General features: G+C 50.6%; 17 protein-coding genes, 2 tRNA genes and 3 rRNA genes. 20 read left to right on the top strand and 2 right to left on the bottom strand.

Annotated features, from left to right (window positions below; all coding sequences use genetic code 11):
- Positions 1–63 precede the first annotated feature (63 nt).
- The 7 genes from ACYVUU_RS10565 (at position 64) to dltD (ending at position 6,307) form a co-directional block, all read left to right on the top strand.
- Complete coding sequence (locus tag ACYVUU_RS10565) at positions 64–1,272, top strand: YncE family protein (protein WP_484500858.1); 1,209 nt, start codon at positions 64–66, stop codon at positions 1,270–1,272.
- A 37-nt stretch (positions 1,273–1,309) separates the two neighbouring features.
- Positions 1,310–1,612 (top strand): hypothetical protein, encoded by a 303-nt coding sequence (locus tag ACYVUU_RS10560; protein ID WP_439775188.1) that lies wholly within the window; start codon positions 1,310–1,312, stop codon positions 1,610–1,612.
- A 193-nt stretch (positions 1,613–1,805) separates the two neighbouring features.
- Positions 1,806–1,955 (top strand): teichoic acid D-Ala incorporation-associated protein DltX, encoded by a 150-nt coding sequence (locus ACYVUU_RS10555; RefSeq protein WP_439775187.1) that lies wholly within the window; start codon positions 1,806–1,808, stop codon positions 1,953–1,955.
- 21 nt (positions 1,956–1,976) lie between these two features.
- A complete protein-coding gene (gene dltA / locus ACYVUU_RS10550) occupies positions 1,977–3,479 on the top strand; it encodes a D-alanine--poly(phosphoribitol) ligase subunit DltA (RefSeq protein WP_484500910.1) in 1,503 nt (500 codons plus the stop codon).
- Positions 3,476–4,708 (top strand): D-alanyl-lipoteichoic acid biosynthesis protein DltB, encoded by a 1,233-nt coding sequence (dltB, locus tag ACYVUU_RS10545; protein WP_484500857.1) that lies wholly within the window; start codon positions 3,476–3,478, stop codon positions 4,706–4,708. The genes dltA and dltB overlap by 4 nt, the downstream gene beginning before the upstream one ends.
- Before the next feature lie 80 nt (positions 4,709–4,788).
- Positions 4,789–5,031 carry a D-alanine--poly(phosphoribitol) ligase subunit DltC gene (gene dltC, locus ACYVUU_RS10540; RefSeq protein ID WP_035162154.1) on the top strand — a complete coding sequence of 81 codons (243 nt, stop codon included), beginning with the start codon at positions 4,789–4,791 and terminating at the stop codon, positions 5,029–5,031.
- The gene (gene dltD / locus ACYVUU_RS10535; protein WP_439775185.1) at positions 5,021–6,307 is read left to right on the top strand and encodes a D-alanyl-lipoteichoic acid biosynthesis protein DltD; all 1,287 of its coding nucleotides are present in this window, start codon (positions 5,021–5,023) and stop codon (positions 6,305–6,307) included. The genes dltC and dltD overlap by 11 nt, the downstream gene beginning before the upstream one ends.
- A 173-nt stretch (positions 6,308–6,480) precedes the next feature.
- Here the strand turns inward: dltD and ACYVUU_RS10530 are convergent, their stop codons facing one another.
- Positions 6,481–6,705 (bottom strand): hypothetical protein, encoded by a 225-nt coding sequence (locus ACYVUU_RS10530; protein WP_484500856.1) that lies wholly within the window; start codon positions 6,703–6,705, stop codon positions 6,481–6,483.
- A gap of 161 nt (positions 6,706–6,866) precedes the next feature.
- On the opposite strand from ACYVUU_RS10530, the gene ACYVUU_RS10525 reads away from it, so the two are divergent.
- Positions 6,867–7,256 carry an iron-sulfur cluster biosynthesis family protein gene (locus ACYVUU_RS10525; RefSeq protein WP_439775183.1) on the top strand — a complete coding sequence of 130 codons (390 nt, stop codon included), beginning with the start codon at positions 6,867–6,869 and terminating at the stop codon, positions 7,254–7,256.
- 60 nt (positions 7,257–7,316) lie between these two features.
- Here the strand turns inward: ACYVUU_RS10525 and ACYVUU_RS10520 are convergent, their stop codons facing one another.
- Entirely contained in the window at positions 7,317–8,048 is a 732-nt protein-coding gene (locus ACYVUU_RS10520; protein WP_484500855.1) for a Fic family protein, read from the bottom strand.
- A 165-nt stretch (positions 8,049–8,213) separates the two neighbouring features.
- Here ACYVUU_RS10520 and ACYVUU_RS10515 point away from each other — a divergent pair, with 165 nt between their 5' ends.
- The 12 genes from ACYVUU_RS10515 (at position 8,214) to ACYVUU_RS10460 (ending at position 22,769) form a co-directional block, all read left to right on the top strand.
- Positions 8,214–10,214: an ABC transporter ATP-binding protein/permease gene (locus tag ACYVUU_RS10515; protein ID WP_484500854.1), complete on the top strand. Its 2,001-nt coding sequence runs from the start codon at positions 8,214–8,216 to the stop codon at positions 10,212–10,214.
- 3 nt (positions 10,215–10,217) lie between these two features.
- Positions 10,218–10,853 carry a TetR/AcrR family transcriptional regulator gene (locus tag ACYVUU_RS10510; protein WP_484500853.1) on the top strand — a complete coding sequence of 212 codons (636 nt, stop codon included), beginning with the start codon at positions 10,218–10,220 and terminating at the stop codon, positions 10,851–10,853.
- A 501-nt stretch (positions 10,854–11,354) separates the two neighbouring features.
- Positions 11,355–12,918, top strand: a 16S ribosomal RNA gene (locus ACYVUU_RS10505).
- A gap of 113 nt (positions 12,919–13,031) precedes the next feature.
- Positions 13,032–13,105: transfer RNA gene (locus ACYVUU_RS10500), tRNA-Ile, on the top strand.
- A gap of 68 nt (positions 13,106–13,173) precedes the next feature.
- Positions 13,174–13,246, top strand: a tRNA-Ala gene (locus tag ACYVUU_RS10495).
- 128 nt (positions 13,247–13,374) lie between these two features.
- A 23S ribosomal RNA gene (locus ACYVUU_RS10490) occupies positions 13,375–16,280 on the top strand.
- 69 nt (positions 16,281–16,349) lie between these two features.
- Positions 16,350–16,466 (top strand): 5S ribosomal RNA (gene rrf / locus ACYVUU_RS10485).
- The 16S, 23S and 5S rRNA genes sit together here with 2 tRNA genes alongside, the layout of an rRNA operon.
- A 231-nt stretch (positions 16,467–16,697) precedes the next feature.
- Positions 16,698–18,404 carry an RNA-guided endonuclease TnpB family protein gene (locus tag ACYVUU_RS10480; protein ID WP_484500852.1) on the top strand — a complete coding sequence of 569 codons (1,707 nt, stop codon included), beginning with the start codon at positions 16,698–16,700 and terminating at the stop codon, positions 18,402–18,404.
- Positions 18,405–18,963: 559 nt separating this feature from the next.
- Positions 18,964–20,274, top strand: coding sequence for a PTS sugar transporter subunit IIC (locus tag ACYVUU_RS10475; protein WP_484500851.1), 1,311 nt, complete (start codon positions 18,964–18,966; stop codon positions 20,272–20,274).
- Entirely contained in the window at positions 20,267–21,154 is an 888-nt protein-coding gene (locus ACYVUU_RS10470) for an alpha/beta hydrolase (RefSeq protein ID WP_439775048.1), read from the top strand. Before ACYVUU_RS10475 ends, ACYVUU_RS10470 begins: the two co-directional genes overlap by 8 nt.
- A gap of 52 nt (positions 21,155–21,206) precedes the next feature.
- Positions 21,207–22,016, top strand: coding sequence for a Cof-type HAD-IIB family hydrolase (locus tag ACYVUU_RS10465; RefSeq protein ID WP_484500850.1), 810 nt, complete (start codon positions 21,207–21,209; stop codon positions 22,014–22,016).
- Positions 22,017–22,019: 3 nt separating this feature from the next.
- On the top strand, positions 22,020–22,769 hold the full coding sequence (locus ACYVUU_RS10460) for a gamma-glutamyl-gamma-aminobutyrate hydrolase family protein (RefSeq protein ID WP_484500849.1): 750 nt from the start codon (positions 22,020–22,022) through the stop codon (positions 22,767–22,769).
- Positions 22,770–22,894: the final 125 nt, after the last annotated feature.

Genomic DNA, 22,894 nt, shown 5'->3' with positions numbered 1-22,894 from the left:
GATAGAGGGGAATTTTCTTTTTTAGTGGAAAAACTTGCAGAAAAGAGGCTGAAAGGAGGGCCAATGGGTAAAAAAGACAGAAAAAGCGGAAAAAAACTAGTCAGCCGGAAGAAGCATCACTTCCGCCGGAAGCTGCGCCTGCTGATTTTTAACCTTATCCTGCTGGCTGGTCTGGCGGCCTGGGGCTACTACTGGGCCTACCCGACTTACAGCAAGTGGCAGATGAAGCAGGCCATGCTGGCGGCCCGACCCAAGGTGACCAAGGCTAAGGACGGGACCAGCACCAGTCCGGCCTGGCACAAGCTGAGGGCCTACCGAAAGGCGATTAGGGACAATTACAGCTTTGTCTACCAGGCCGCCTACCAGACCCCGAAAAGGACGACGGTGGGCCAGGACGTGGTCATTCCAGGTTTGATCTCGACGCGGAGTTATGACTACCAGACTAAAAAGATCAGCGCGACTAACGCCATGACTCCCCAGGGGATCGCCGTGGTCTACAAGTATCTGCTGATCACGGCCTATGACGGCCAGCACCGGCATGCCTCGGTCATTTATGTTTTGGACAAAAAGACGGGGAAGTTTTTGAAAACGGTCCGCTTGCCCGGCCGCCAGCACTTGGGCGGGATTGCCTACGACCCTAAAGGGATGCAGATCTGGCTGACCGGGTCAAAGGACGGGCAGTCGGCCTTGATGTCTTTTTCCTTGGCCAAATTGATTGAATACGTGGCCAGCGCCAAGACCAGCGATCAACTTGTTTATGACCATGAGATTCCGATCAACTCAATCGCCAAGGCTTCAGCTCTGACTTATTACGATGACCAGCTCTTTGTCGGCTACTTCAATGAAAATGGCCACGGCAAGGTTGCCAGCTACAAGCTTGCCCGGTCCGGCCAGTACAAAAACACCATCACCACCAGCGAGATTTCCAGCATCAACGAGTCCGTTTCCTGGTCTGACCCGGACGGGACGGCCAGCATGAACAAGCAGATCCAGGGCCTGGCCATCTACGGGGATAAGATCTTCCTCAGCCAGTCATATGGCCGCAAGGATTCCAAGCTCTACATCTTCCCGATCACGGCCGTGAACAACCTGGACGAGTCAAACGCCGAGCAGGTGGTCAGGATGCCGCCATACTTAGAGCAGATCACGGTCTACAAGGGCCAGCTGCTCTGCCTTTTTGAATCGGCATCCAGCAAGTACGCCCGCCAGGATATCACGGTCATGGACCGGACCTTGTCGGTCAATATCGACGCCCTGCTGGACAATAATTAACAGACAGCAAATACAAATAAAGGAGACAATATTATACATGGATAGTAAACTTGCCAAAAAAATCATCATCGACGTGCGGATTTCCGGCTGGTCCTGCTTGCTTCCGGCAAGCGGCCTGCTCTACCTCTACCAGGTCACCCACTACGCCAGCTTCTTGTGGGGCCTGGCCCTGGTCGTTTTGTACGCGGCTTACGTGCTGGCGACCGCCAAGCTGGACAAGTGGCATTCGCCAAGCTACGTCTTGCGGATGAGCTTGATTGCCATGTTCTTCGTTGGCTTTCTGCCTTCGATTCCGCTGTTGTTTTGCTACAGCCAGGAGCGCAAGGCCGGGCTTAAATAGCTTTTTGCAAAAAAATAACGGGAAAATGTTGCTTTTTGTATTTTTTAATACTTTAAGAAATGGTAAAATGTCAGAAGACTGTGAACGAAATATGAATAATGTGTTACAGTTTACTGTAATCACGTAAGTGAGTTGTGTTGTTTCATTCTGTTGGGATAGCAGACCTGGTGAAAAAGAAGAGGAGATGAGCTTGATGGAAAACAAGACACCAGCCAGCCGGGGGAAGATCATCCGGTCCTTTATTCTGCGAACCTTGCTTTACAGCCTCATTTTATTAGGCTTGGTTTATCTGTATGAATATTGTGGCTTGGGTTCAACCGGCTTTATTTACAATGAATTTTAGGAAAGTTGAGTGGAAATGGAAATGAGAAATATTGTCAAGACGATCGATGAGATCGCGCAAAGAGAACCAGACCGGGTAGTTTACGACTACCTGGGTCAAAAGAACACCTACGCTGACTTGCTCAAGCGGGCTAACGCCTGGGCCGCCTTGTTAAAGGAAAAGGCAGCGGCCAAGGTACCCGTCATGATTTGGGGCGGGCAGACTTTTGACATGCTGGCTTGCTTTTTAGGTTGTGTAAAGAGCGGGCACTGCTACGTGCCAATCGCTGACTATTCAAACGCTGAAAGAATCGACCTGGTCAGAGAAGTCTCTGCTTCCCCGGTCTTGATCGCCATCAGCGAATTGCCAGAAGTTGACTTGGGCGACTTGACCCTGCTGATGCCAGACGACGTTCCAGAAGAAGGGCAAGCTGACGAAGCAGACTACGTCAAGGGCGACGAAAACTTCTACATCATTTGTACTTCCGGGACGACCGGTAAGCCCAAGGGGGTTCAGATCAGCCACGACAACCTGGTCAGCTTCGTTGACTGGGAACTGAAGGACTTTGACCTGCCAGAGCATCCGCGCTTCTTGGCCCAGGCCCCTTACTCCTTTGACCTGTCAGTCATGAGCATCTACCCGGCCCTGTTGAGTGGCGGGGAACTGGTCGTTTTGCCGCACGAAGTGACGGAAAACTTTGCCCAGCTCTTCAAAGCCCTGCCGGAAACCGACGTAAACGTCTGGGTATCAACTCCGTCCTTTGCTCAAATGTGCTTCCTGGACCGGACTTTTGCTTCCAGCCACCACGCCGGCCTCAGCCACTTCCTCTTCTGCGGGGAAGAACTGCCCCGCAAGGAAGTTGAAATGCTCAAGAAGCGCTTCCCGGACAGCCGGATTTTTAACACCTACGGGCCAACTGAAGCCACCGTGGCGGTCACCCAAGTGGAGATCACCCCGGAAATTCTGGAAAAATACGACCGCCTGCCAATCGGCTACGTCAAGGAAGACACGGAAATCACTATTGACCTCAAACAGGGTGATGACGGCAAGAGCGGGGAAATGATCATTGCCGGTCCGTCAGTCTCCAAGGCCTACATCAACAACCCGGAAAAGACTGAAGAAGCCTTCTACCAGGAAAACGGCGTGCAGCACTACCGGACCGGGGACGTGGGCTACTTTGATGGGAACCTGCTCTTCTACAAGGGCCGGATCGGTTTCCAGATCAAGTTCAACGGCTACCGGATCGAACTGGAAGAAATCAACTTCTACATGAACCAGAACCCTTTGGTCCGCCACGCGGTTGCCGCCCCGATCTACAAGCCTGACCACACGATCAAGCAATTGGTGGCCGTGATCGAATTAAACGACGGGGTCAGCCGCAAGTACGATGAAGGGGAAATCACCAAGCAGATCAGAGACGGCCTGACCAAGGACGTAATGCCGTACATGATCCCGCAGCGCTACCTTTACCAAGAGGCCCTGCCGATCTCCCAGAACGGGAAGGTCGACATCAAGGCGGTCATCAAGGAGGTTAACCAGGCGTGATAAATCTGCAACCATATGAAAACCCGCAGTACTTTGTCTACCTGCTGGTCGCGCTTTTGCCTCTGATCATCGGCCTTTACTTCGGCAAGCGCTACAAGTGGTACGAAGCTCTGGTGTCTTTGGCTTTCATCTTCCTCATCTTCGACGCGGACAAGTGGCAGCAGGGGGTAACCTTGATCTGCTACATCGTCTACCAGTTCCTGGTGACTTTTGCCTACCAGCACTACAGGCAGAAGACGGGGAAGGCCAACAAGACCTGGGTCTTCTGCCTGGCCGTGATCCTGGCCATCCTGCCTTTGGCGGCGGTCAAAATCTGGCCGGTTGTTCCTCACAAGCAGGGGATTGACCTCGGCTTCTTAGGGATTTCCTATCTGACCTTTAAGACGGTCCAGGTGGTCATGGAGCTGCGCGACGGGACGATTAAGCAGGTGGATCCGGTAATGTACGCCCGCTTCCTCCTGTTCTTCCCGACCATCTCCAGCGGCCCGATCGACCGCTACCGCCGCTTCGTCAAGGACTATGACAAGGCGCCGAGCCGGGAAGACTACATCAAGGATCTGTCCTACGCGGTCAGATACCTCTTCCAGGGCTTCTTGTACAAGTTCCTTTTGGGCTGGTTCTTCGGGACCTACTGCCTGCCATACCTTGAGCAGCAGGCCATCCTAGCCGGGCGGATGCATCCCCTGCACCTGTCCTGGTGGCTCTTAGGGGTCATGTACTGCTACTCAATGTACCTGTTCTTTGACTTCGCGGGCTACTCCCTCTTCGCCGTGTCGATTTCCTACTTTATGGGCATCCACACGCCGATGAACTTCAACAAGCCTTTCGCGGCCCACAACATCAAGGAATTCTGGAACCGCTGGCACATGACTCTGTCCTTCTGGTTCAGAGACTTCATCTTCATGCGCTTCACCTTCTTCGCGATGAAGAAGCGCTTGATCAAGAACCGGAACCGGCTTTCCCAGGTGGCCTACCTGGTCAACTTCATGGTGATGGCGGTCTGGCATGGTCTGACCTGGTACTACATCGTCTACGGTCTTTACCACGCCCTGGCCATCATCATCAATGACATCTGGCTCCGCTTCAAGAAGAAGCACAAGCTGGTCAAGCACAACAAGTTCACTGAAGCAGTGGCGATTTTCGTGACCTTCCACGTGGTCTGCCTCAGCTTCTTGATCTTCTCAGGCTTTTTGAACAACCTGTGGTTCAATGTGCCGCTGGGCAAGTAATTTTTTAAAAAATCAACAGAAAACAAAACAGAAAAAGAAACAGATCTAGAGAAATAGATTGAAAAAGAAAGAGGAAAATCATGGATATTCAAAAGCAAATCGTTGACATTTTAGCTGAAGCAACTGGTGAAGACTTCTCAGACAACATGGACCAAGAACTCTACGAGAGCGGGATCATGGACTCCATGTCCACTGTGCAGATGCTCTTGACTCTGCAGGAAACCTTCGACATCACCGTTCCGGTTTCTGAATTCAACCGCGACGACTGGAACACCCCAAACAAGCTGGTTGAACAGGTGAAGAAACTGCAAGATGAAGAATAAGACAAAACTTTGGCTGATCTTTGGGCCAGTCATCTGCGCGGCACTCTTGCTGATCGGGATCTTCTCCCTGCCTTGGGAGCGGACCTTTTCAGCGGGCAGCCTCTTCCAGGCAGCCGCTTCGCAGACCACGACGGTCTTCAAGGGCAAGGCCATGCGGCAGAAGGCCTATAAGCAGGGCTACGTGCCTTTCTATGGGTCAAGTGAATTGTCGCGTTTTGACAACATGCACCCGACTGTCCTGGCCACCAAGTACAAGCGCTCCTACACGCCTTTCCTGCTTGGGGGAGCGGGCAGCCAGTCTCTGGCCCAGTACTTGGGGATGCAGGACGCGCCAAGCAAGAAAGCCGTGGTGATTATTTCGCCGCAGTGGTTTACTGCCCAGGGGCAGAACCCGGACGCCTTCGGTCTTTACTACTCGCCTCTGCACGCCAGCGACTTTATTTTGAACGCCAAGGACACGGAAGCTGACCGCTACGCGGCCCGCCGTCTGTTGCAGATGCCGAGCGTGAAGAGCGAGCACGTGATCAACCACGCCCTTTTGGAAATCGCGGCTGGGGTAGGGATCTCTAAGAATGAGCGCTACTACCTCCGCTGGCGGCGGCGGATGTATTCCAATGAAGACAGCTTTTTCACTTCCCTGCAATTGCGCGACCGCTTGCCAAAGATCGAGCAGCAGGGGAAGAAGTTGCCGGATACTTACTCTTACGCGGGCTTGAAGAAGGCCTCAGAGAAGGAAGCCAAGAAGAATACCAAGGGCAATCCTTTTGGCATCCGGACCGGTTTTTACAAAAAGCGCCTGAACGCCAAGCTGCTCAAGAAACTGAAGGGGAGCCAGAAGAAGTTCAACTATGTTGAATCTCCGGAATACTCCGACTTCGAGCTGCTTTTAAACCAGTTCGCCAAGGACAAGACCCAGGTCCTCTTCATTATTCCGCCGGTTAACGCCAAGTGGCAGAAGTACACTGGCTTGTCACAGAAGATGTACAACACGGCCACGACTAAGATCAAGCACCAGCTGATCAGTCAGGGCTTTGACAACATCTACGACCTGTCCAAGGACGGCAAGAAGAAGTACTTCATGGAAGACACCATCCACCTGGGCTGGAACGGCTGGCTGGCCGTTGACCAGGCTGTCAAGCCGTTTATGGAGCAGAAGTACACGGAACCTGAGTACGCGATCAACGACTACTACTTGACCCAGGCCTGGCGGAAAAAGAAAAAGCTGCCGACGGTGGCTTTAACTAACAAAGACGTCCTGGCAAAACTAAAAAAATAAGCTTTCGGGCTGAAAAGATTGTCCGAAAGCCAGTTTGAGTATATAATCTATCTTGTGTCAAATGCTTAGGCTGTTTTCTCCGGTAGCGAAAGCAGCCCTTAATATGTGGTTTGCTTTGGCACGCACTGTGTGAGCCTGATTCCAATGTTGGTGGAATTGGGCTTTTTTGTTTGCTATTCAAGCCAGTCGTAGCGGCTGAAGAACTGTTCCAGCTGGTAGTCGCTGCCGTTTTCGCTGTCCTTGAGCAGCTGGGCGATCCGTTTTTTACCCAGCTTTTTGACCAGCAGATTCTTGATGGCCTGGTTGATGATGGCGTCCTTGTCTGTCCCGCTTTCCTCCTGGTAGGATTCAAGCAGGATGGCCAGGTCGTCGTCCAGGTTGAATTTGACTTTAGTCATGTGGCTTACCTCCTCACTGCTTTTAGGCAAATTATAACATTCTTAAGCATTTTCCCGCCTTTTTGGCAAAGAAAATTGACTTGGATCAATTTTTGCTGAGAAAAAACTTGCTATACTTAAACTATCAAAAAATAAGTGAGTTCGATGGGGAGGTAACAAATATGGTTAAAATGACTTTCAGCCCGGAAGCTGGGGAATTTTTGCAAAAGAAGCGGGGAGACAAGACAGTCTTGCTCCTGGCCTTGAATGACGGGTCAAACAAGTACTCGCTGCAAGGCGGGACTTGCACGATCGGGGCCAACTTCCAGTTCGTCGCTTTGGACCAGGCTGACCCGGACTACCAAATCAAGATCGACAACGCTTTGGGTTTGGACCTGTACACGGGCCAGGCGGAAATGGGCTTCTTAGATGACAGCTTGAGCGTTGGCGAACAGTACGGGATGCTGTCCTTGAGCGACGGCAGCGGCCTGATCGACAGCGCGGTCGGCGTCAACGTTTACGTGCCAAGTGAACTTACCGCTGAACAGATTCAAAACGGCGCCAGCTGCTAAAGAACGTTAAAAAACATGACTTCGGAACTTGCCGGGGTCATGTTTTTTGATTTGGTCAGATTAATTTTTTCTAGGCAGGTTGGTGTCGTTTTCGGCTTCCTTGATGGCGATTTCGTTGGCGCGGAGAATTTTGATCCGCTTCTCCAAAGTTTCCCTGGTGTAGTCAATTACCAGTTTGGTGAAGGGGGCTTCGTTGCCGTTTTCCTGGTAGTCGCTTAAGGCTAGCATGTACTGCTCCCGGGAATTAGCGTCGGGCTGGATGTTGATTACCGGGTAGCCGCTCTCTGTCAAAGCAAAGTTCATCAAAAGGCGGGCGGTCCGGCCATTGCCATCTGAGAAGGGATGAATGCTGACAAATTTCCGGTGCAGGTCAGCCGCGTACTGGACGGGATGCTCTGCTTTTATCGCGGTTCGGGCCCAGTCGATCAGGTCAGCCATGGCTTTATCTTTTTCCAAAGTAGCTAGCCGGTTCAAGTCTCTGACTACGGCCTGGGTCAAGGGTTCCTTTTGCGTAGCCAAGTCGATCATGTAGTCGTAGGCTTGGCTCAAATTTACGGCTTCAAGGGTTTCGGTCAAAGATTTGCCATGGATGGTAATGCCGGCATTGATGATGGAGTCGGTCTCATACCTGGTAAGCGTGCTGCCTTCAAGAGCGTTTGAGGTCCAGACGTGTTCCAAGCGGATGTCTTGGTTCAGCAGGTCAACTTGTTCTTTGCTCAAGGGCCGGTATTTGGCCATGTCATTTTTTAAAGCTGTCAGCTCAGCCAGTTCTTTAGGAAAAAGTTCAGTCATGCTTGTCCCCTTCTGTTTTTACTGGAATTAAGTCATTCTACCATCATTTTAACCGAAATACGGGGTCATGTTTTTTGTTTTTGCTTGACAGAAGCTGGGAGAGGGATTATTATGACAACATGTCATATGACAAGTTGTCATATTTTTGCATAAGGAGACGGATAGATGACTGTTCTTGAATTAAAAGACGTCAAAAAGTACTACAAGATGCCGGGCGGGGGCCAGTACGAGGCCCTGCGCGGGGTCAATGCGAAATTTGACGCCGGGGAAATGGTCGCCATCGTCGGGGAATCAGGGTCAGGCAAGTCAACCTTGATGAACACGATCGGGGGCCTGGACTCTGACTTTGAAGGGGCCATTTTATACGAAGGGAAGAACCTGCGGGATTTTTCCCAGAAGGAAATGGTCAACTACCATAAGAAATCAATCGGTTTTATTTTTCAAAACTTTAACTTGATCCCTCACCTGGACTTGATCGACAACGTGTCAATCGCCATGACCCTGTCCAACGCGGATGAAAAAACGCGGCGCGACCGGGCAGAAGAACTTTTAACCCAGGTGGGCTTGAAGGATCACATGCACAAGAAGCCAGACCAACTGTCCGGCGGGCAGAAGCAGCGGGTGGCCATTGCCCGGGCTTTGGCCAATGACCCGGACGTGATCATCGCTGATGAACCGACTGGGGCCCTGGACGCGGACACGACTGACGTGATCTTAAACATGATCAGAGACATCGCGGCTTCGGGCAAGCTGGTCTTGATGGTGACCCACTCAGACAAGGTGGCCAGCCACTGCAGCCGGGTTCTGCGGATCGACCAGGGGCAGATCGTCAGTGACCAGGAGCAAAAGCCACTTGACCACCACCTGGAGCAGAGAACTGAAGTCAAGATCCAGCAGATGAGCCTCTTTAAGGCGATCTCTTTGGCTTTTAAGAACATGAAGGCCAAGTTTGGCCGCAACGCCCTGGTTTCAACCGGGATGGGGATCGGGATCATGTCCGTGATTCTCATGCTCAGCCTGGGCAAAGGGGTTACCTCTTACGTCAGCGGGCAGATGAACACCTACTCTAACCCTTTGGTCGCGGAAATCCAGAAGACTTCCAGCCAGAAGATGCGCCAGCAGGGGATGCAGGCCCAGCAGACAGGGGACAGGGCAGCTTTGGCCAAGCAGCAGCAAAGCAATATGGCCTCTTTGTCCGGGACCAGCAGCGCTTCGGCTTTTAGCAAGAAGGATTTGAAGAAGCTGGAGAAGATTTCCCATGTCAAAAAGCTGCAGAAGGGCTACAGCGCGATTTCCCTGGGGACTAACCAGCTGAAATATGGCAAGAAGACGGCCAGCATGATCTACCTTAAGACGGTCAATGACGGGATCGCCAAGTCAGAGATCAAGAAGGGCCGCCTGCCTAAGGCTGGAAAGAACGAAGTCATGATTGACAGCGGCAGCGCCGACAACTTGAGCAAGAATATTTTAGGCAAGAAGGTCAAGGCGACTTTGCAAATCGGAACCAAGACCATCACCAAGACGGTCAAGGTAGTCGGGATCTATGAAGCTTCCGGCTCCGGCCAGGTCAGCACCCTGCTTTTGCCTTACAGTGATCTGAAGAAGATTTTCAAAGACAATGGCTTGACCTTGAAGCCAAACGTGGTCTACTTGACGGCAACTGACAAGCAGTACACTTCTTCCATCAAGCAGGCAGCCAAGGACAAGGGCTTTGCCGGCTCAATGCAGGAGCAGATGACGGAAATGTTTGACAGCATCTTGAGCGTTTTGACTTATGTTCTGACGGCTATCGCGGCAGTTTCTTTGCTGGTTTCAGCTATCATGATTCTGGTTGTCTTGAACATCTCTGTAGTCGAACGGACCCAGGAAATCGGGGTCATGAAGGCCCTGGGTGCCCGGCGCAAGGACATCCGGCGGATCTTCTCCAGCGAAGCCTTTTTGCTGGGCCTGGCTTCCGGGATTGTCGGCATTGCTTTGACCTGGCTTTTGGCCCAAGGGATCAACAGCTTCACCCAGTCAGCCTTTAAGGCGGCCGTGGTCAGCTTGACTCCGCAATACGCCTTGACTGGTTTGATCATCAGCATCGTCATCAGCATGATCGCCGGGATCCTGCCAGCCAACCACGCTTCCAAGCTGGATCCCGTTGAAGCTTTGCGGAAGGAGTAAAAAATGCCCAGCCAGACTTTTTTCAACCTGCCTAAGGAAAAGCAGGACCGGATTATGGCAGCGGCCCGGGAGGAATTTTTCACCCACAGCTTCGATGAAGCTTCAATCAACCGCTTGATCAAGGCGGCGGGGATTCCCCGGGGGAGCTTTTACCAGTATTTTGACGACAAGGAAGACGTGTACTTTTACCTGGGTGACCAGATTCAGCGGAAAATGCTGGCGGAAAGCCACCAGCAGCTGAAGGATTATGATTATGACCCGATAAAAATGGCCCGGGAAGTCCTGCCTTTGTGGCTTAAGGAAATTTTTTACGGGGAAAACAAGATGTTTTTCTACCGGCGGATTGACTTGCTCTACCAGCAGCATCTGCCGCATCCGCAGGCAGGAAATCATCCTATGGACCCGCTTGACTGTCTCAGCGAGGAAGAACTGGAGAAGATGGCGGAAAAAGTCAATCTGCAGGACCAAGGGGATTTGAAGTTCCTCCTGCACGCCCTGCTTTTAACGATGATCAGCTGTATTACTGAAGGAGCAGCGGATTACAAGGCCGGCAGGAAGGTTGACTTAGACAAATTGAAGCAGCAGCTTGACCGCCGGATCAGCTATCTGGAAAATGGCTTTAAGAAGAAAGCAGATTAAAATAAGAGCAAGAACTAAGAACCGTGGATTTAATCCGCGGTTTTTCTTTTTTACCAGGAAATAACATTTTTTTGAAAAAGTTTTCTGGTAAAAATGACCTAAAAGCGAACTAAGAAGCAGCTTTTGCTGGTATAACCAAGATAAAATTAAACAAAAGCAAAAAGAAAGAAAAAACAAAAATGACAACGAAGCCGTGTGTTCACATAATAAACCGAATAAACTAGCCGATTTGACGAAAGGATAAAAAGAAGGTAAAGTATTATTTGTCTTGAAACGAGCCAAGTGCTTGAAGCAAGACAAAAAATAAATATCAAAAGCTTGTTGACAAGAATCAAACAAGCGAGTAAGATATAAAACGTTGCGTCACTTGACGCAAGTTGGTACTTTGAAAACTGAACAAAGTTTCGCAGTGTGCGGGTCAAACATTGTTTGATCCAAGCAAATAAGCGAAGTCAATTCGCAAGCAAATAATCTGGAGCAGATTAAAAAGAGCTCAATTTTCAAATTGAGAGTTTGATCCTGGCTCAGGACGAACGCTGGCGGCGTGCCTAATACATGCAAGTCGAGCGAGCTGAATTCAAAGATTCCTTCGGGATGATTTGTTGGACGCTAGCGGCGGATGGGTGAGTAACACGTGGGCAATCTGCCCTAAAGACTGGGATACCACTTGGAAACAGGTGCTAATACCGGATAACAACATGAATCGCATGATTCAAGTTTGAAAGGCGGCTTTTAGCTGTCACTTTAGGATGAGCCCGCGGCGCATTAGCTAGTTGGTGGGGTAAAGGCCTACCAAGGCAATGATGCGTAGCCGAGTTGAGAGACTGATCGGCCACATTGGGACTGAGACACGGCCCAAACTCCTACGGGAGGCAGCAGTAGGGAATCTTCCACAATGGACGCAAGTCTGATGGAGCAACGCCGCGTGAGTGAAGAAGGTTTTCGGATCGTAAAGCTCTGTTGTTGGTGAAGAAGGATAGAGGCAGTAACTGGTCTTTATTTGACGGTAATCAACCAGAAAGTCACGGCTAACTACGTGCCAGCAGCCGCGGTAATACGTAGGTGGCAAGCGTTGTCCGGATTTATTGGGCGTAAAGCGAGCGCAGGCGGAATGATAAGTCTGATGTGAAAGCCCACGGCTCAACCGTGGAACTGCATCGGAAACTGTCATTCTTGAGTGCAGAAGAGGAGAGTGGAACTCCATGTGTAGCGGTGGAATGCGTAGATATATGGAAGAACACCAGTGGCGAAGGCGGCTCTCTGGTCTGCAACTGACGCTGAGGCTCGAAAGCATGGGTAGCGAACAGGATTAGATACCCTGGTAGTCCATGCCGTAAACGATGAGCGCTAGGTGTTGGGGACTTTCCGGTTCTCAGTGCCGCAGCAAACGCATTAAGCGCTCCGCCTGGGGAGTACGACCGCAAGGTTGAAACTCAAAGGAATTGACGGGGGCCCGCACAAGCGGTGGAGCATGTGGTTTAATTCGAAGCAACGCGAAGAACCTTACCAGGTCTTGACATCCTGCGCTACACCTAGAGATAGGTGGTTCTCTTCGGAGACGCAGAGACAGGTGGTGCATGGCTGTCGTCAGCTCGTGTCGTGAGATGTTGGGTTAAGTCCCGCAACGAGCGCAACCCTTGTCTTTAGTTGCCATCATTAAGTTGGGCACTCTAGAGAGACTGCCGGTGACAAACCGGAGGAAGGTGGGGATGACGTCAAGTCATCATGCCCCTTATGACCTGGGCTACACACGTGCTACAATGGGCAGTACAACGAGAAGCGAACCCGTGAGGGTAAGCGGATCTCTTAAAGCTGTTCTCAGTTCGGACTGCAGGCTGCAACTCGCCTGCACGAAGCTGGAATCGCTAGTAATCGCGGATCAGCACGCCGCGGTGAATACGTTCCCGGGCCTTGTACACACCGCCCGTCACACCATGGAAGTCTGCAATGCCCAAAGTCGGTGGGATAACCATTTTGGAGTCAGCCGCCTAAGGCAGGGCAGATGACTGGGGTGAAGTCGTAACAAGGTAGCCGTAGGAGAACCTGCGGCTGGATCACCTCCTTTCTAAGGAAAACAGATGGATGGAGAGCAGAAATGCTAAGAGAAATCCATCAGTTACGGAAGCACACTGCAAAAGAAACTTTGTTCAGTTTTGAGAGTACCAACAATAAGAACTTGGGCCTGTAGCTCAGCTGGTTAGAGCGCACGCTTGATAAGCGTGAGGTCGATGGTTCAAGTCCATCCAGGCCCATTGAAATGCAAAGAAAAGTCTTTACATTTCGGCCAAGATGGAGTAACATCTTAAAAGTTGATATTTACGGGGGCATAGCTCAGCTGGGAGAGCACCTGCTTTGCAAGCAGGAGGTCATCGGTTCGATCCCGTTTGCCTCCATTGGCCGCAAGGCCAAGTTTGTACGTTGAAAACTGAATATCTTAATTCCAAGAAAAAACCGAGAATCATTGAGATCAATGAAAACATTGCAAAGCGACCGAGAGAGTTCGAAAGAACAAAACTTGCAAGGTCAAGTGAAGAAGGGCGCACGGTGAATGCCTTGGCACTGGAAGCCGATGAAGGACGCGACTAACCGCGAAAGTCTTCGGGGAGCCGTAAGTAGGCTTTGATCCGGAGGTCTCCGAATGGGGGAACCCAGCATGTGCAGACATGCTATTCTTGTGTGAATACATAGCACAAGAAAGGAACACGCAGTGAACTGAAACATCTAAGTAGCTGCAGGAAGAGAAAGAAATATCGATTTCCCAAGTAGCGGCGAGCGAACAGGAAAGAGCCCAAACCGGCAGATTTATCTGCCGGGGTTGTAGGACTGAGACATGGCACTTCAGAGGATAGCAGAAGCGTTTGGGAAGACGCGCCAGAGAGGGTGAGAGCCCCGTAAGCGAAATCCAAAGAAGGCCTATCAGTATCCTGAGTAGGGCGGGACACGTGAAATCCCGTTTGAATCCGCGAGGACCATCTCGCAAGGCTAAATACTAACCAGTGACCGATAGTGAACCAGTACCGTGAGGGAAAGGTGAAAAGAACCCCGGGAGGGGAGTGAAAGAGAACCTGAAACCGTGTGCCTACAAGTAGTCAAAGCCCGTTAAGGGGTAATGGCGTGCCTTTTGTAGAATGAACCGGCGAGTTGCGTTAGTCAGCAAGGTTAAGTCAGAAAAGACGGAGCCGCAGCGAAAGCGAGTCTGAAGAGGGCGAGCAGTTGGCTGACGCAGACCCGAAACCAAGTGACCTACCCATGACCAGGTTGAAGGCGCGGTAAAACGCGCTGGAGGACCGAACCCACGTAAGTTGAAAATTGCGGGGATGAGTTGTGGGTAGCGGTGAAATTCCAAACGAACTTGGAGATAGCTGGTTCTCTCCGAAATAGCTTTAGGGCTAGCCTCGCAAAGAGGATGCTGGAGGTAGAGCTCTGTTTGGACTAGGGGCCCGTCAAGGGTTACTGAATTCAGATAAACTGCGAATTCCAGACATTTATGTGCGGGAGTCAGACTGCGAGTGATAAGATCCGTAGTCGAAAGGGAAACAGCCCAGATCACCAGTTAAGGTCCCAAAATTCATGCTAAGTGGAAAAGGATGTGGAGTTGCGCAGACAACTAGGACGTTGGCTCAGAAGCAGCCATCATTCAAAGAGTGCGTAATAGCTCACTAGTCGAGTGACGCCGCGCCGAAAATTTACCGGGGCTAAGCATGATACCGAAACTGTGGATGTGCGCAAGCACGTGGTAGGAGAGCGTTCTAGCGGCGGTGAAGCATGACCGAGAGGACATGTGGAGCTTCTAGAAGTGAGAATGCCGGTATGAGTAACGAAAGACAGGTGAGAATCCTGTCCGCCGCAAGACTAAGGTTTCCTGGGGCAGGCTCGTCCGCCCAGGGTAAGTCGGGACCTAAGGCGAGGCCGAGAGGCGTAGTCGATGGACAACAGGTTGAGATTCCTGTACTGCACCGAATCGTTATGAGCGATGGAGGGACGCAGGAGGCTAGCAGCGCGTGGTGCTGGATACCACGTTCAAGCGTCAAGTCTGAGAGCGAGTCAAATGCTTGCTTTCATAAGGACAAGGCGTGATGAGGAGCGAAATTAAAGTAGCGAAGGCTGCGACGTCACACTGCCGAGAAAAGCTTCTAGCCAGAGACGGTGCACCCGTACCGCAAACCGACACAGGTAGTCGAGGAGAGTATCCTCAGGTGAGCGAGAGAACTCTCGTTAAGGAACTCGGCAAAATGGCCCCGTAACTTCGGGAGAAGGGGCGCTGGTCGCAAGATCAGCCGCAGTGAAAAGGCCCAAGCAACTGTTTATCAAAAACACAGGCATCTGCAAAATCGTAAGATGAAGTATAGGTGCTGACACCTGCCCGGTGCTGGAAGGTTAAGAGGAGAGCTTAGCGCAAGCGAAGGTTTGAATTGAAGCCCCAGTAAACGGCGGCCGTAACTATAACGGTCCTAAGGTAGCGAAATTCCTTGTCGGGTAAGTTCCGACCTGCACGAAAGGTGTAATGATTTGGGCACTGTCTCAACGAGAGACTCGGTGAAATTATAATACCCGTGAAGATGCGGGTTACCCGCGACAGGACGGAAAGACCCCATGGAGCTTTACTGCAGTTTAATATTGGGTATCTGTCAAGCATGTACAGGATAGGTAGGAGCCGGAGAAGATAGGACGCCAGTCTTATCTGAGGCGCTGTTGGGATACTACCCTTGCTTGACGGATGCTCTAACTCAGGCCTGTGATCCAGACCGAGGACAGTGTTTGACGGGCAGTTTGACTGGGGCGGTCGCCTCCTAAAGTGTAACGGAGGCGCCCAAAGGTTCCCTCAGAATGGTTGGAAATCATTCGCAGAGTGTAAAGGTAAAAGGGAGCTTGACTGCGAGAGAGACAACTCGAGCAGGTACGAAAGTAGGGCTTAGTGATCTGGTGGTACCGCATGGAAGGGCCATCACTCAACGGATAAAAGCTACCCTGGGGATAACAGGCTTATCTCCCCCAAGAGTTCACATCGACGGGGAGGTTTGGCACCTCGATGTCGGCTCGTCGCATCCTGGGGCTGAAGTCGGTCCCAAGGGTTGGGCTGTTCGCCCATTAAAGCGGCACGCGAGCTGGGTTCAGAACGTCGTGAGACAGTTCGGTCCCTATCCGTCGTGGGCGCAGGAAATTTGAGAGGAGCTGTCCTTAGTACGAGAGGACCGGGATGGACGCACCGCTGGTGTACCAGTTGTCTTGCCAAAGGCATCGCTGGGTAGCTATGTGCGGACGGGATAAGCGCTGAAAGCATCTAAGTGCGAAGCCCCCCTCAAGATGAGATTTCCCATTTCTTCAAGAAAGTAAGACACCTCAGAGACGATGAGGTAGATAGGCCGGGAGTGGAAGAAGCGTGAGCTTTGGAGCGGACCGGTACTAATCAGTCGAGGACTTGACCAAAAGAGTGAAGCAATGAAGGTTTTGACTAGGAAGAGATATTCAGTTTTGAGCGTGCAAGCTCAAAGAGAGTGCGGTGGCAATGGCAAGAAGGATACACCTGTTCCCATGCCGAACACAGCAGTTAAGCTTCTTAACGCCGAAAGTAGTTGGTGGGAAACTGCCTGCGAGGATAGGAAGCTGCCGCGCGAGACAAGAGTCAGACGGAAGTCTGGCTCTTTTTGTTTGAAAGTAGGCAGTTACCATGGGTAGTCAGCAGCTGTAAAAATATATAGTCAAAAATAGCAATTAAAGACTACTAATGCTTATTTGTAGTCTTTTCTATTCTAGGTCATGTTATCAATGTATTTGGACGAATTTCTGTGATATAATACGGTTAGACGCGAACATAAGATCGTAAAAAGAAAGTCGTTTCTAAAAATGACCAGAAAAAAGAGAAGAATCCAAACTAAGACAGTCAGAGCTTATACCGTAAAGTTAAATGGTGACGAACTAAAAGAATTGGATGAGCTGTTCACTGCTTACGGCAAATGTAGAGACTTCCTTTATTCACAGTTGTGCGGCATCAACCACATGACTGATGTTGCTAACTGGTATGGCCCTCGAGATAAAATCCGCGAGCATGACGGTGAAATCAAGAAAGCCCGCAAAGCGGTCAAAGATTGGAAAATGGCCTATAAGAAGAATAAAGCTCAAGGATTGAAGTTTCCCGATTCAAGAACGGTCAGACTCTCAAAGCAAAAGCTTCTAAGCGAGCAATTTGGAATTCAAGGCCGGCATGTAACAGAAGCGGTTAAAGATGTGTGCATGAATCTCAACTCCATGTGGTCAAATCTTGGCTTGAAACTGAAAAGGATGGTTCAAGCTAACGATGCATTGTCTAATGCTGAGCGCCATTATCTCAATTACGTCTTCACTTCTCCGTATTACTGGCAGCTCATTCTACAGAGACGTGAGAATGAAGCACAGCCAAATGAAGAAATGAGCCAGTATCCTGCACTAAGAGTCGCTTTATCCGAGAAGCAGCTTCGGCACTGCTTTGGATATATCAGACGTCTCACCAGAAAACATAAACCCTACCCTCATTCAACAGCAGCACGATGCATGCTCTGTGACGAAATGATGTGGAGAGTTGTTGAAAAAGATGGCTCAAGCTACCTAGAAATCATGACGGCAAAATGCAGAAAGAAAAAGCAGTTTAAGCTGACAGGACCATACTGCTATGCCAATAAGAAGAAACGCGGCGATATCCAGCTCATTCTTGATCGAGACAAGAAGCGGCTGGAAGTTCATCGTGCTATTAAAGCTGTTGCTCATGAGATCCGCAAGCCACGGAAGAAACTGGGTATGGACAAAGGATTGGCAACACTCATTTCATGTAGCAGTGGTCAAGAATATGGAGCAGATTTCAGCAAGCTGGTAGGCGCTGAAGTTGAGCGGTGCAATGACCGCAATACAAATCGCAATGAATACATCCAGTCAGCCAAGGAATTAAGAGAAGAAAAGTCCGCTTTGCAGGAAAAGTTAGCCAAGGATTATTCAGCTAAGACAAAGAAACGTATCAGACACCGCATTGGAAGTCTTGAGCGCCAAATTGCTCGTCTTGAAGAACACCATCTTGGCAGCAAACTTTACCACCGCCAACATGAAAGAAAGCAACGCAACATGGAGCGGGTGATAAACACAAGCATTAGACAGATGCTTGTGGCAGAAGATCCAGATGTTCTTGTCAAGGAAGATCTGACTTTTGCTAAGGAAAAGTTGCCTAAAGCATCAAACCGCTATGAAGCAAAAGTGAGACGGAAGTTATCGTCATGGACTAAAGGAAGACTGGATAAGCGTATCGAATATTTATGTATTGGTCTGGGAATTCAAACCATTGACGTTAATCCAGCATATACGTCTCAGTTCTGTCCAAGATGTGGTGCGCATTTCAGTGAAAGAAAAGGTGCACATCATGAAACAGCCGTCTGCCCAAACTGTGGAGAAATGAACGCAAATACAGCAGCAGCGGTAAATATTTTGCAAAGAGCGGATGACAAAGAAATAACGAAATATATGCCATACAAGAATGTTAAGTTGATTCTTGAAGACCGTTACGCAAACAAACAGTTGGTGATGGCATAGTCTATCAATCAAAGCGTCACAAGCGTGGGTTCGTCCCTGCTTCAAGTCATGGACTGGGCGCTGCCCTAGAGCCTCGGCACTAGGGAAACTTAGGATATATTCCTGCCCGTTTTGTGAGACTGAGTCTTCGGGCTTTGTTAAGCAAAATATGGCGAACTCTTTGACTGTGCGTATGATAAAAGTATCAGAAGCTAAGGGAAACTTTAGTGGAGGTACATACAACTGAGCGCACAAGGCATTTCCCTGTGAAAAAGCCTAAAAAAATCCTCTAGCTTCAGCCAGAGGACAAGAATATGTTCATTAGTGTTCACTTGAATATTAATGGATATGTTTTTGAATTCGGCTTACTGACACTCATCATCGGTTTGGTAATGCTGGTTAACCCCACATTGGCAACTGAGACAGCTAACAGTGTTGAATAAATACATTTCTTTTGTTACTTTTTTAAACCGGGCCAGGAATTGGTCCGGTTTTTGTTGTGAAAAAAAGCGGAGAAAAATTTGCTCATTCGTGATTCGAATTTGTATAATTAAGGTAGTTTTTGTGGGGGGAAGAGTAAATGGATAAATTAGCCAAGTGGTGCATCTGGTTGCGCCGCCGCTCCTTTTTCAGAGTGGCCCAGCGGACCTTTGCCGTTCTGATGCCGATCGCGACGGTCGGGGCCTTTTTCCAGGTTTTGCAGGACAGCATTTTTGCGCCGGAAAGTTTTATCTACAATTTATTTGATTTTGACAAAATCATGAGCGACCGTTTCTGGGACATCGGGACCAGCCTGTCGCAGTCCGTGGTTGAAGTTATCTTCGGCCTTTTTTGCCTGTTCACGGTTTATTTCTCAGCATCTTTTACGGCCAAAATTTACCGTAAAGATGCCACGATGGCCGGAATCAGCGCGCTGACCAGTCTCTTGGTCATGGTCTACCTCTTTCAGCTGGGCCTGACTGGGCGGATTTCTTTGCTCTCTGGGGGCTATTTAGGCTTCCAGTACGCCTTCTTTGCCCTCTTGCTGGGTTATGGGGTAGGGCAGGTCTTTCACTGGCTGGGAGCCGATTATGAGTCTGTCAACTATGAACACACCAAATTAGTTCAGGACCGGGCGATCAAGGCCTTGAAGCCGACTCTGGTCACTGTAATTGGCGGCGTCATTGTCGGTGGGATCCTCTATGCCGTCATCAGCAAGGTTAAGGCTAACTTCAGTCTCAGTGCCATGACTTCAACCGTTGAAAATTCCAACAACCTGCTTATGACCGTACCATCGACTGCTCTGGCCTCCTTCCTCAGCTGGCTGGGTATCGATGCCCCGATTCTCAATTTGAGCAATGTTGAAAATTCAGCCGCGGCAACCGCCAACTTGACTTACGTCTTGCGGCGGGGGTCAATCTGGAAGATCCCGTACCCATATCTGGGCGGATCCTTGATCTCGACTTACGGGGTCATGGGCGGCTGCGGGGCTATTCTGGCTTTGGCCGTAGCCATCTTGATCTGGGGCAGACGCAAAGAACCGGAAACCGTAGCCAAGATGAACCTCTGGCCGCTTTTATTCAGCTCTCCCCGGGGCTTTTTGGTTGGATTGCCGGTAATCCTCAACCCGATCTATGTTCTCCAACTGGTCTTCGTGCCAGTCGTGAACATGCTGATCGCGGCTTTGGCGATTTCCTTGCACATCGTGCCAACGCCGGTTTACCCGATTTTGACTGGGACGCCGGGGCCCTTGGTGCCGTTTTTTGCTACTAACGGCAACTGGCCAACCTTGATTTTCAGTATCTTCCTCTTCTGCCTGGACGTCGTCTTGATGATTCCAGCCGTCAAGCTGGACAACCGGACCAAGGCCCTGCTGAAGGACTATGAAATGGAGGATGACCGTCATGTTTAAGAGCCGCAACTGGAAACTGATCGTCATTGCCTTGACGATCATCATTTTATTGGCCATTCCAGGCTATTCCTGGATGAAAAAGACCAACAAGGAACACGCTGAGCGGCAAAGGTCCCAGCTGTCGCCTTTAATCATGGTTCCCGGCTCAAGTGCCACCGTCAACCGTTTCAACGAACTGGTTGACCTGCTTAACGAGAACACTCCTTACAAGCACAGCCTGCTCAAGGTCGAAATTAGTGAAGACGGGACCTTGACTTACTCTGGCTCAATTAAAAAAGGGGACAATGAACCCTTTATCGTGGTCGGCTTCCAAAACAACCATGACGGCTACAGCAACATCAAGAAGCAGGCCGGCTGGCTGGACGATGCCTTTTACGAGATTGCCAAGACTTACAAGTTTAACAACTTCAAGGCTTTTGGCCACTCAAACGGGGGCCTCATCTGGACCTACTGGCTGGAACACTACTACAGCGACTATTCAGACGAAATCACCATCAAGCGTTTGATGACCCTGGGCTCGCCATACAACTTCAGTGAAAAGAGCACCAAGTACAAGACACAAATGCTGACGGACTTTATCAAGTACCGCAAGCGCCTGCCGAAAAATCTGATCGTCTACTCCCTATCCGGCGGGGAAAACTACGAATCTGACGGGATCGTGCCGGAAAGCAGCGTGGAAGCCGGCAAGTACATCTTCCAAAACCAGGTCAAAGGCTACACCATGATGACCGTCACCGGGGCTGAAGCCCAGCACTCCAGTTTGCCGCAGAACAAGCAGGTGGTGAAGATGATCCAGCAGTACCTGCTCAAGCAGCAGACTAAGCCGGGCCCAAGCAACAGCCAAAACACCAAGCACAAGTCAACTAGTGCAAGTGACTAGGAGGCAGCCGCTTTTTGCCGTAAAATAGTAGCAAAGATGAAAGGATACATGCATGAAGATTAAATTGATCGCGGTGGACCTGGACGGGACTCTGCTGACTTCCAGAAAGAAGGTCAGCCCTAAGACCCTGGCGACCTTAAAGAAGGCCCGGGAAAAGGGGATTTACGTGGTGCCCCTGTCCGGCCGGCCCCTGCCTGGCGTCTTGAAGGTCTTTGAGCCCTTCAAGCTGGACCCGGCAGACAACTTTGCTATTTGCTACAACGGCGGCCTGGTCCAGCGGATGGACGGGGAAGTTTTGAGTGCCAGCCCCTTGACTGACGAAAACGTCAAGCACCTGCTTAGCTTGAAGCAAAAGGGGATTTTTGGCCCTTACTTCATGGACACGGAGGACTTTTACGTGGCGCCCGGCGCCAGCACCTTCATCGTTGGCTTTACCGCCCGGGCCCGGAACATGGGGGTCAAGCGGCTTGAACCTGGCAAGCACTACGAATTCATCAAGGGTGAGTTCGTTTCTCTGCCAAGCAAGATGAAGAAATTCAAGGCCAGCTTCAGTCCGGAAACTGAGCGGGAGTTCGAAATCTCTGCTTCCGGCCGCCAGTGCCTGGAATTCAACACACCTGGTACCTCTAAGGGCAAGGCACTGACCACTTTGCTGGATCTGTTGAACATCAAGCCGGAAGAAGCCATGATTTTTGGCGACAACAACAACGACCTCTCCGGTTTCCAATTGCCTGGAGTCTTTAAGGTGGCCATGGGCAACGCGATCGACGAAATCAAGGCCGCGGCTGACTACGTCACGGCCAGCAACAACCAGGACGGTATCGCCTTGGCGGTGGAGAAGTTTGTAGACATGGGAGAATAAAAAATGGCAAAAGCAGTTATCGGAATCTCTGGTTCAGAAGTCACGATCCAGGCTGGTCCCTTCATGGGCGAGCCCCGGACCTATGTCAATGCCGCCTACGTGGACTCAGTCCTCAAGAACGGCGGGATTCCCCTGGTAATTCCATTTACCGCTGGCGGGAGCGAGATGGCCTTTCAGCAGCTGGATCTGGTTGACGGTTTGATCCTGTCCGGCGGCCATGACGTTGACCCTCACCTGTACGGTGAAGAAGTTGACCAAAAGAGCGGGGAAACCTGGCCGGACCGGGATGCCTTCGATATGGCCCTGTTAAAGCGGGCAGAAGAGACCGGCAAGCCAGTCCTGGGCATCTGCCGGGGTGCCCAGATCATCAACGTGGCCCACGGCGGCAGCATGTGGCAGGACCTGTCACTGCGGCCAGGTCATACTTTAAAGCACATGCAGGCTACCCGGCCGGACGTGGGCACCCATGTGGTCAAGATCAAGAGCGGAACCACCCTGGAAAAAATCATGGGCGAAAGCAGCCTCATGACCAATTCCTTCCACCACCAGCTGATCAAGGAAGTGGCCCCAGACTTGACTGAATCAGCCAGCGCCGGCGACGGGGTGCCGGAAGCCTTGGAAAGCACTGACGGCAAAATCATCGCCGTTCAGTGGCACCCGGAAGAAATGCACGCTAACCCGGCCCCGGAAGCGACCATCATGAACCGCCTCTTCAAGTACCTAATTGATAAGGCAGAAGAAGAGAAGAAGTAGCAGAAATAAACTCAAGCAGCGTTTTCGCTGCTTTTTCTTTTGCCTTTTTTAGAAAGAGACTAACAAAAATCTCATAAAGCTGTCATAATGTAAAAGGATCTGTCTTTTTCAGACAGAAATAGAAT

Source organism: Lactobacillus sp. WILCCON 0058 (assembly GCF_057198005.1).
Note: the sequence above shows the minus strand (reverse complement) of the source record. Positions and strands in the feature narration are given on the sequence as shown.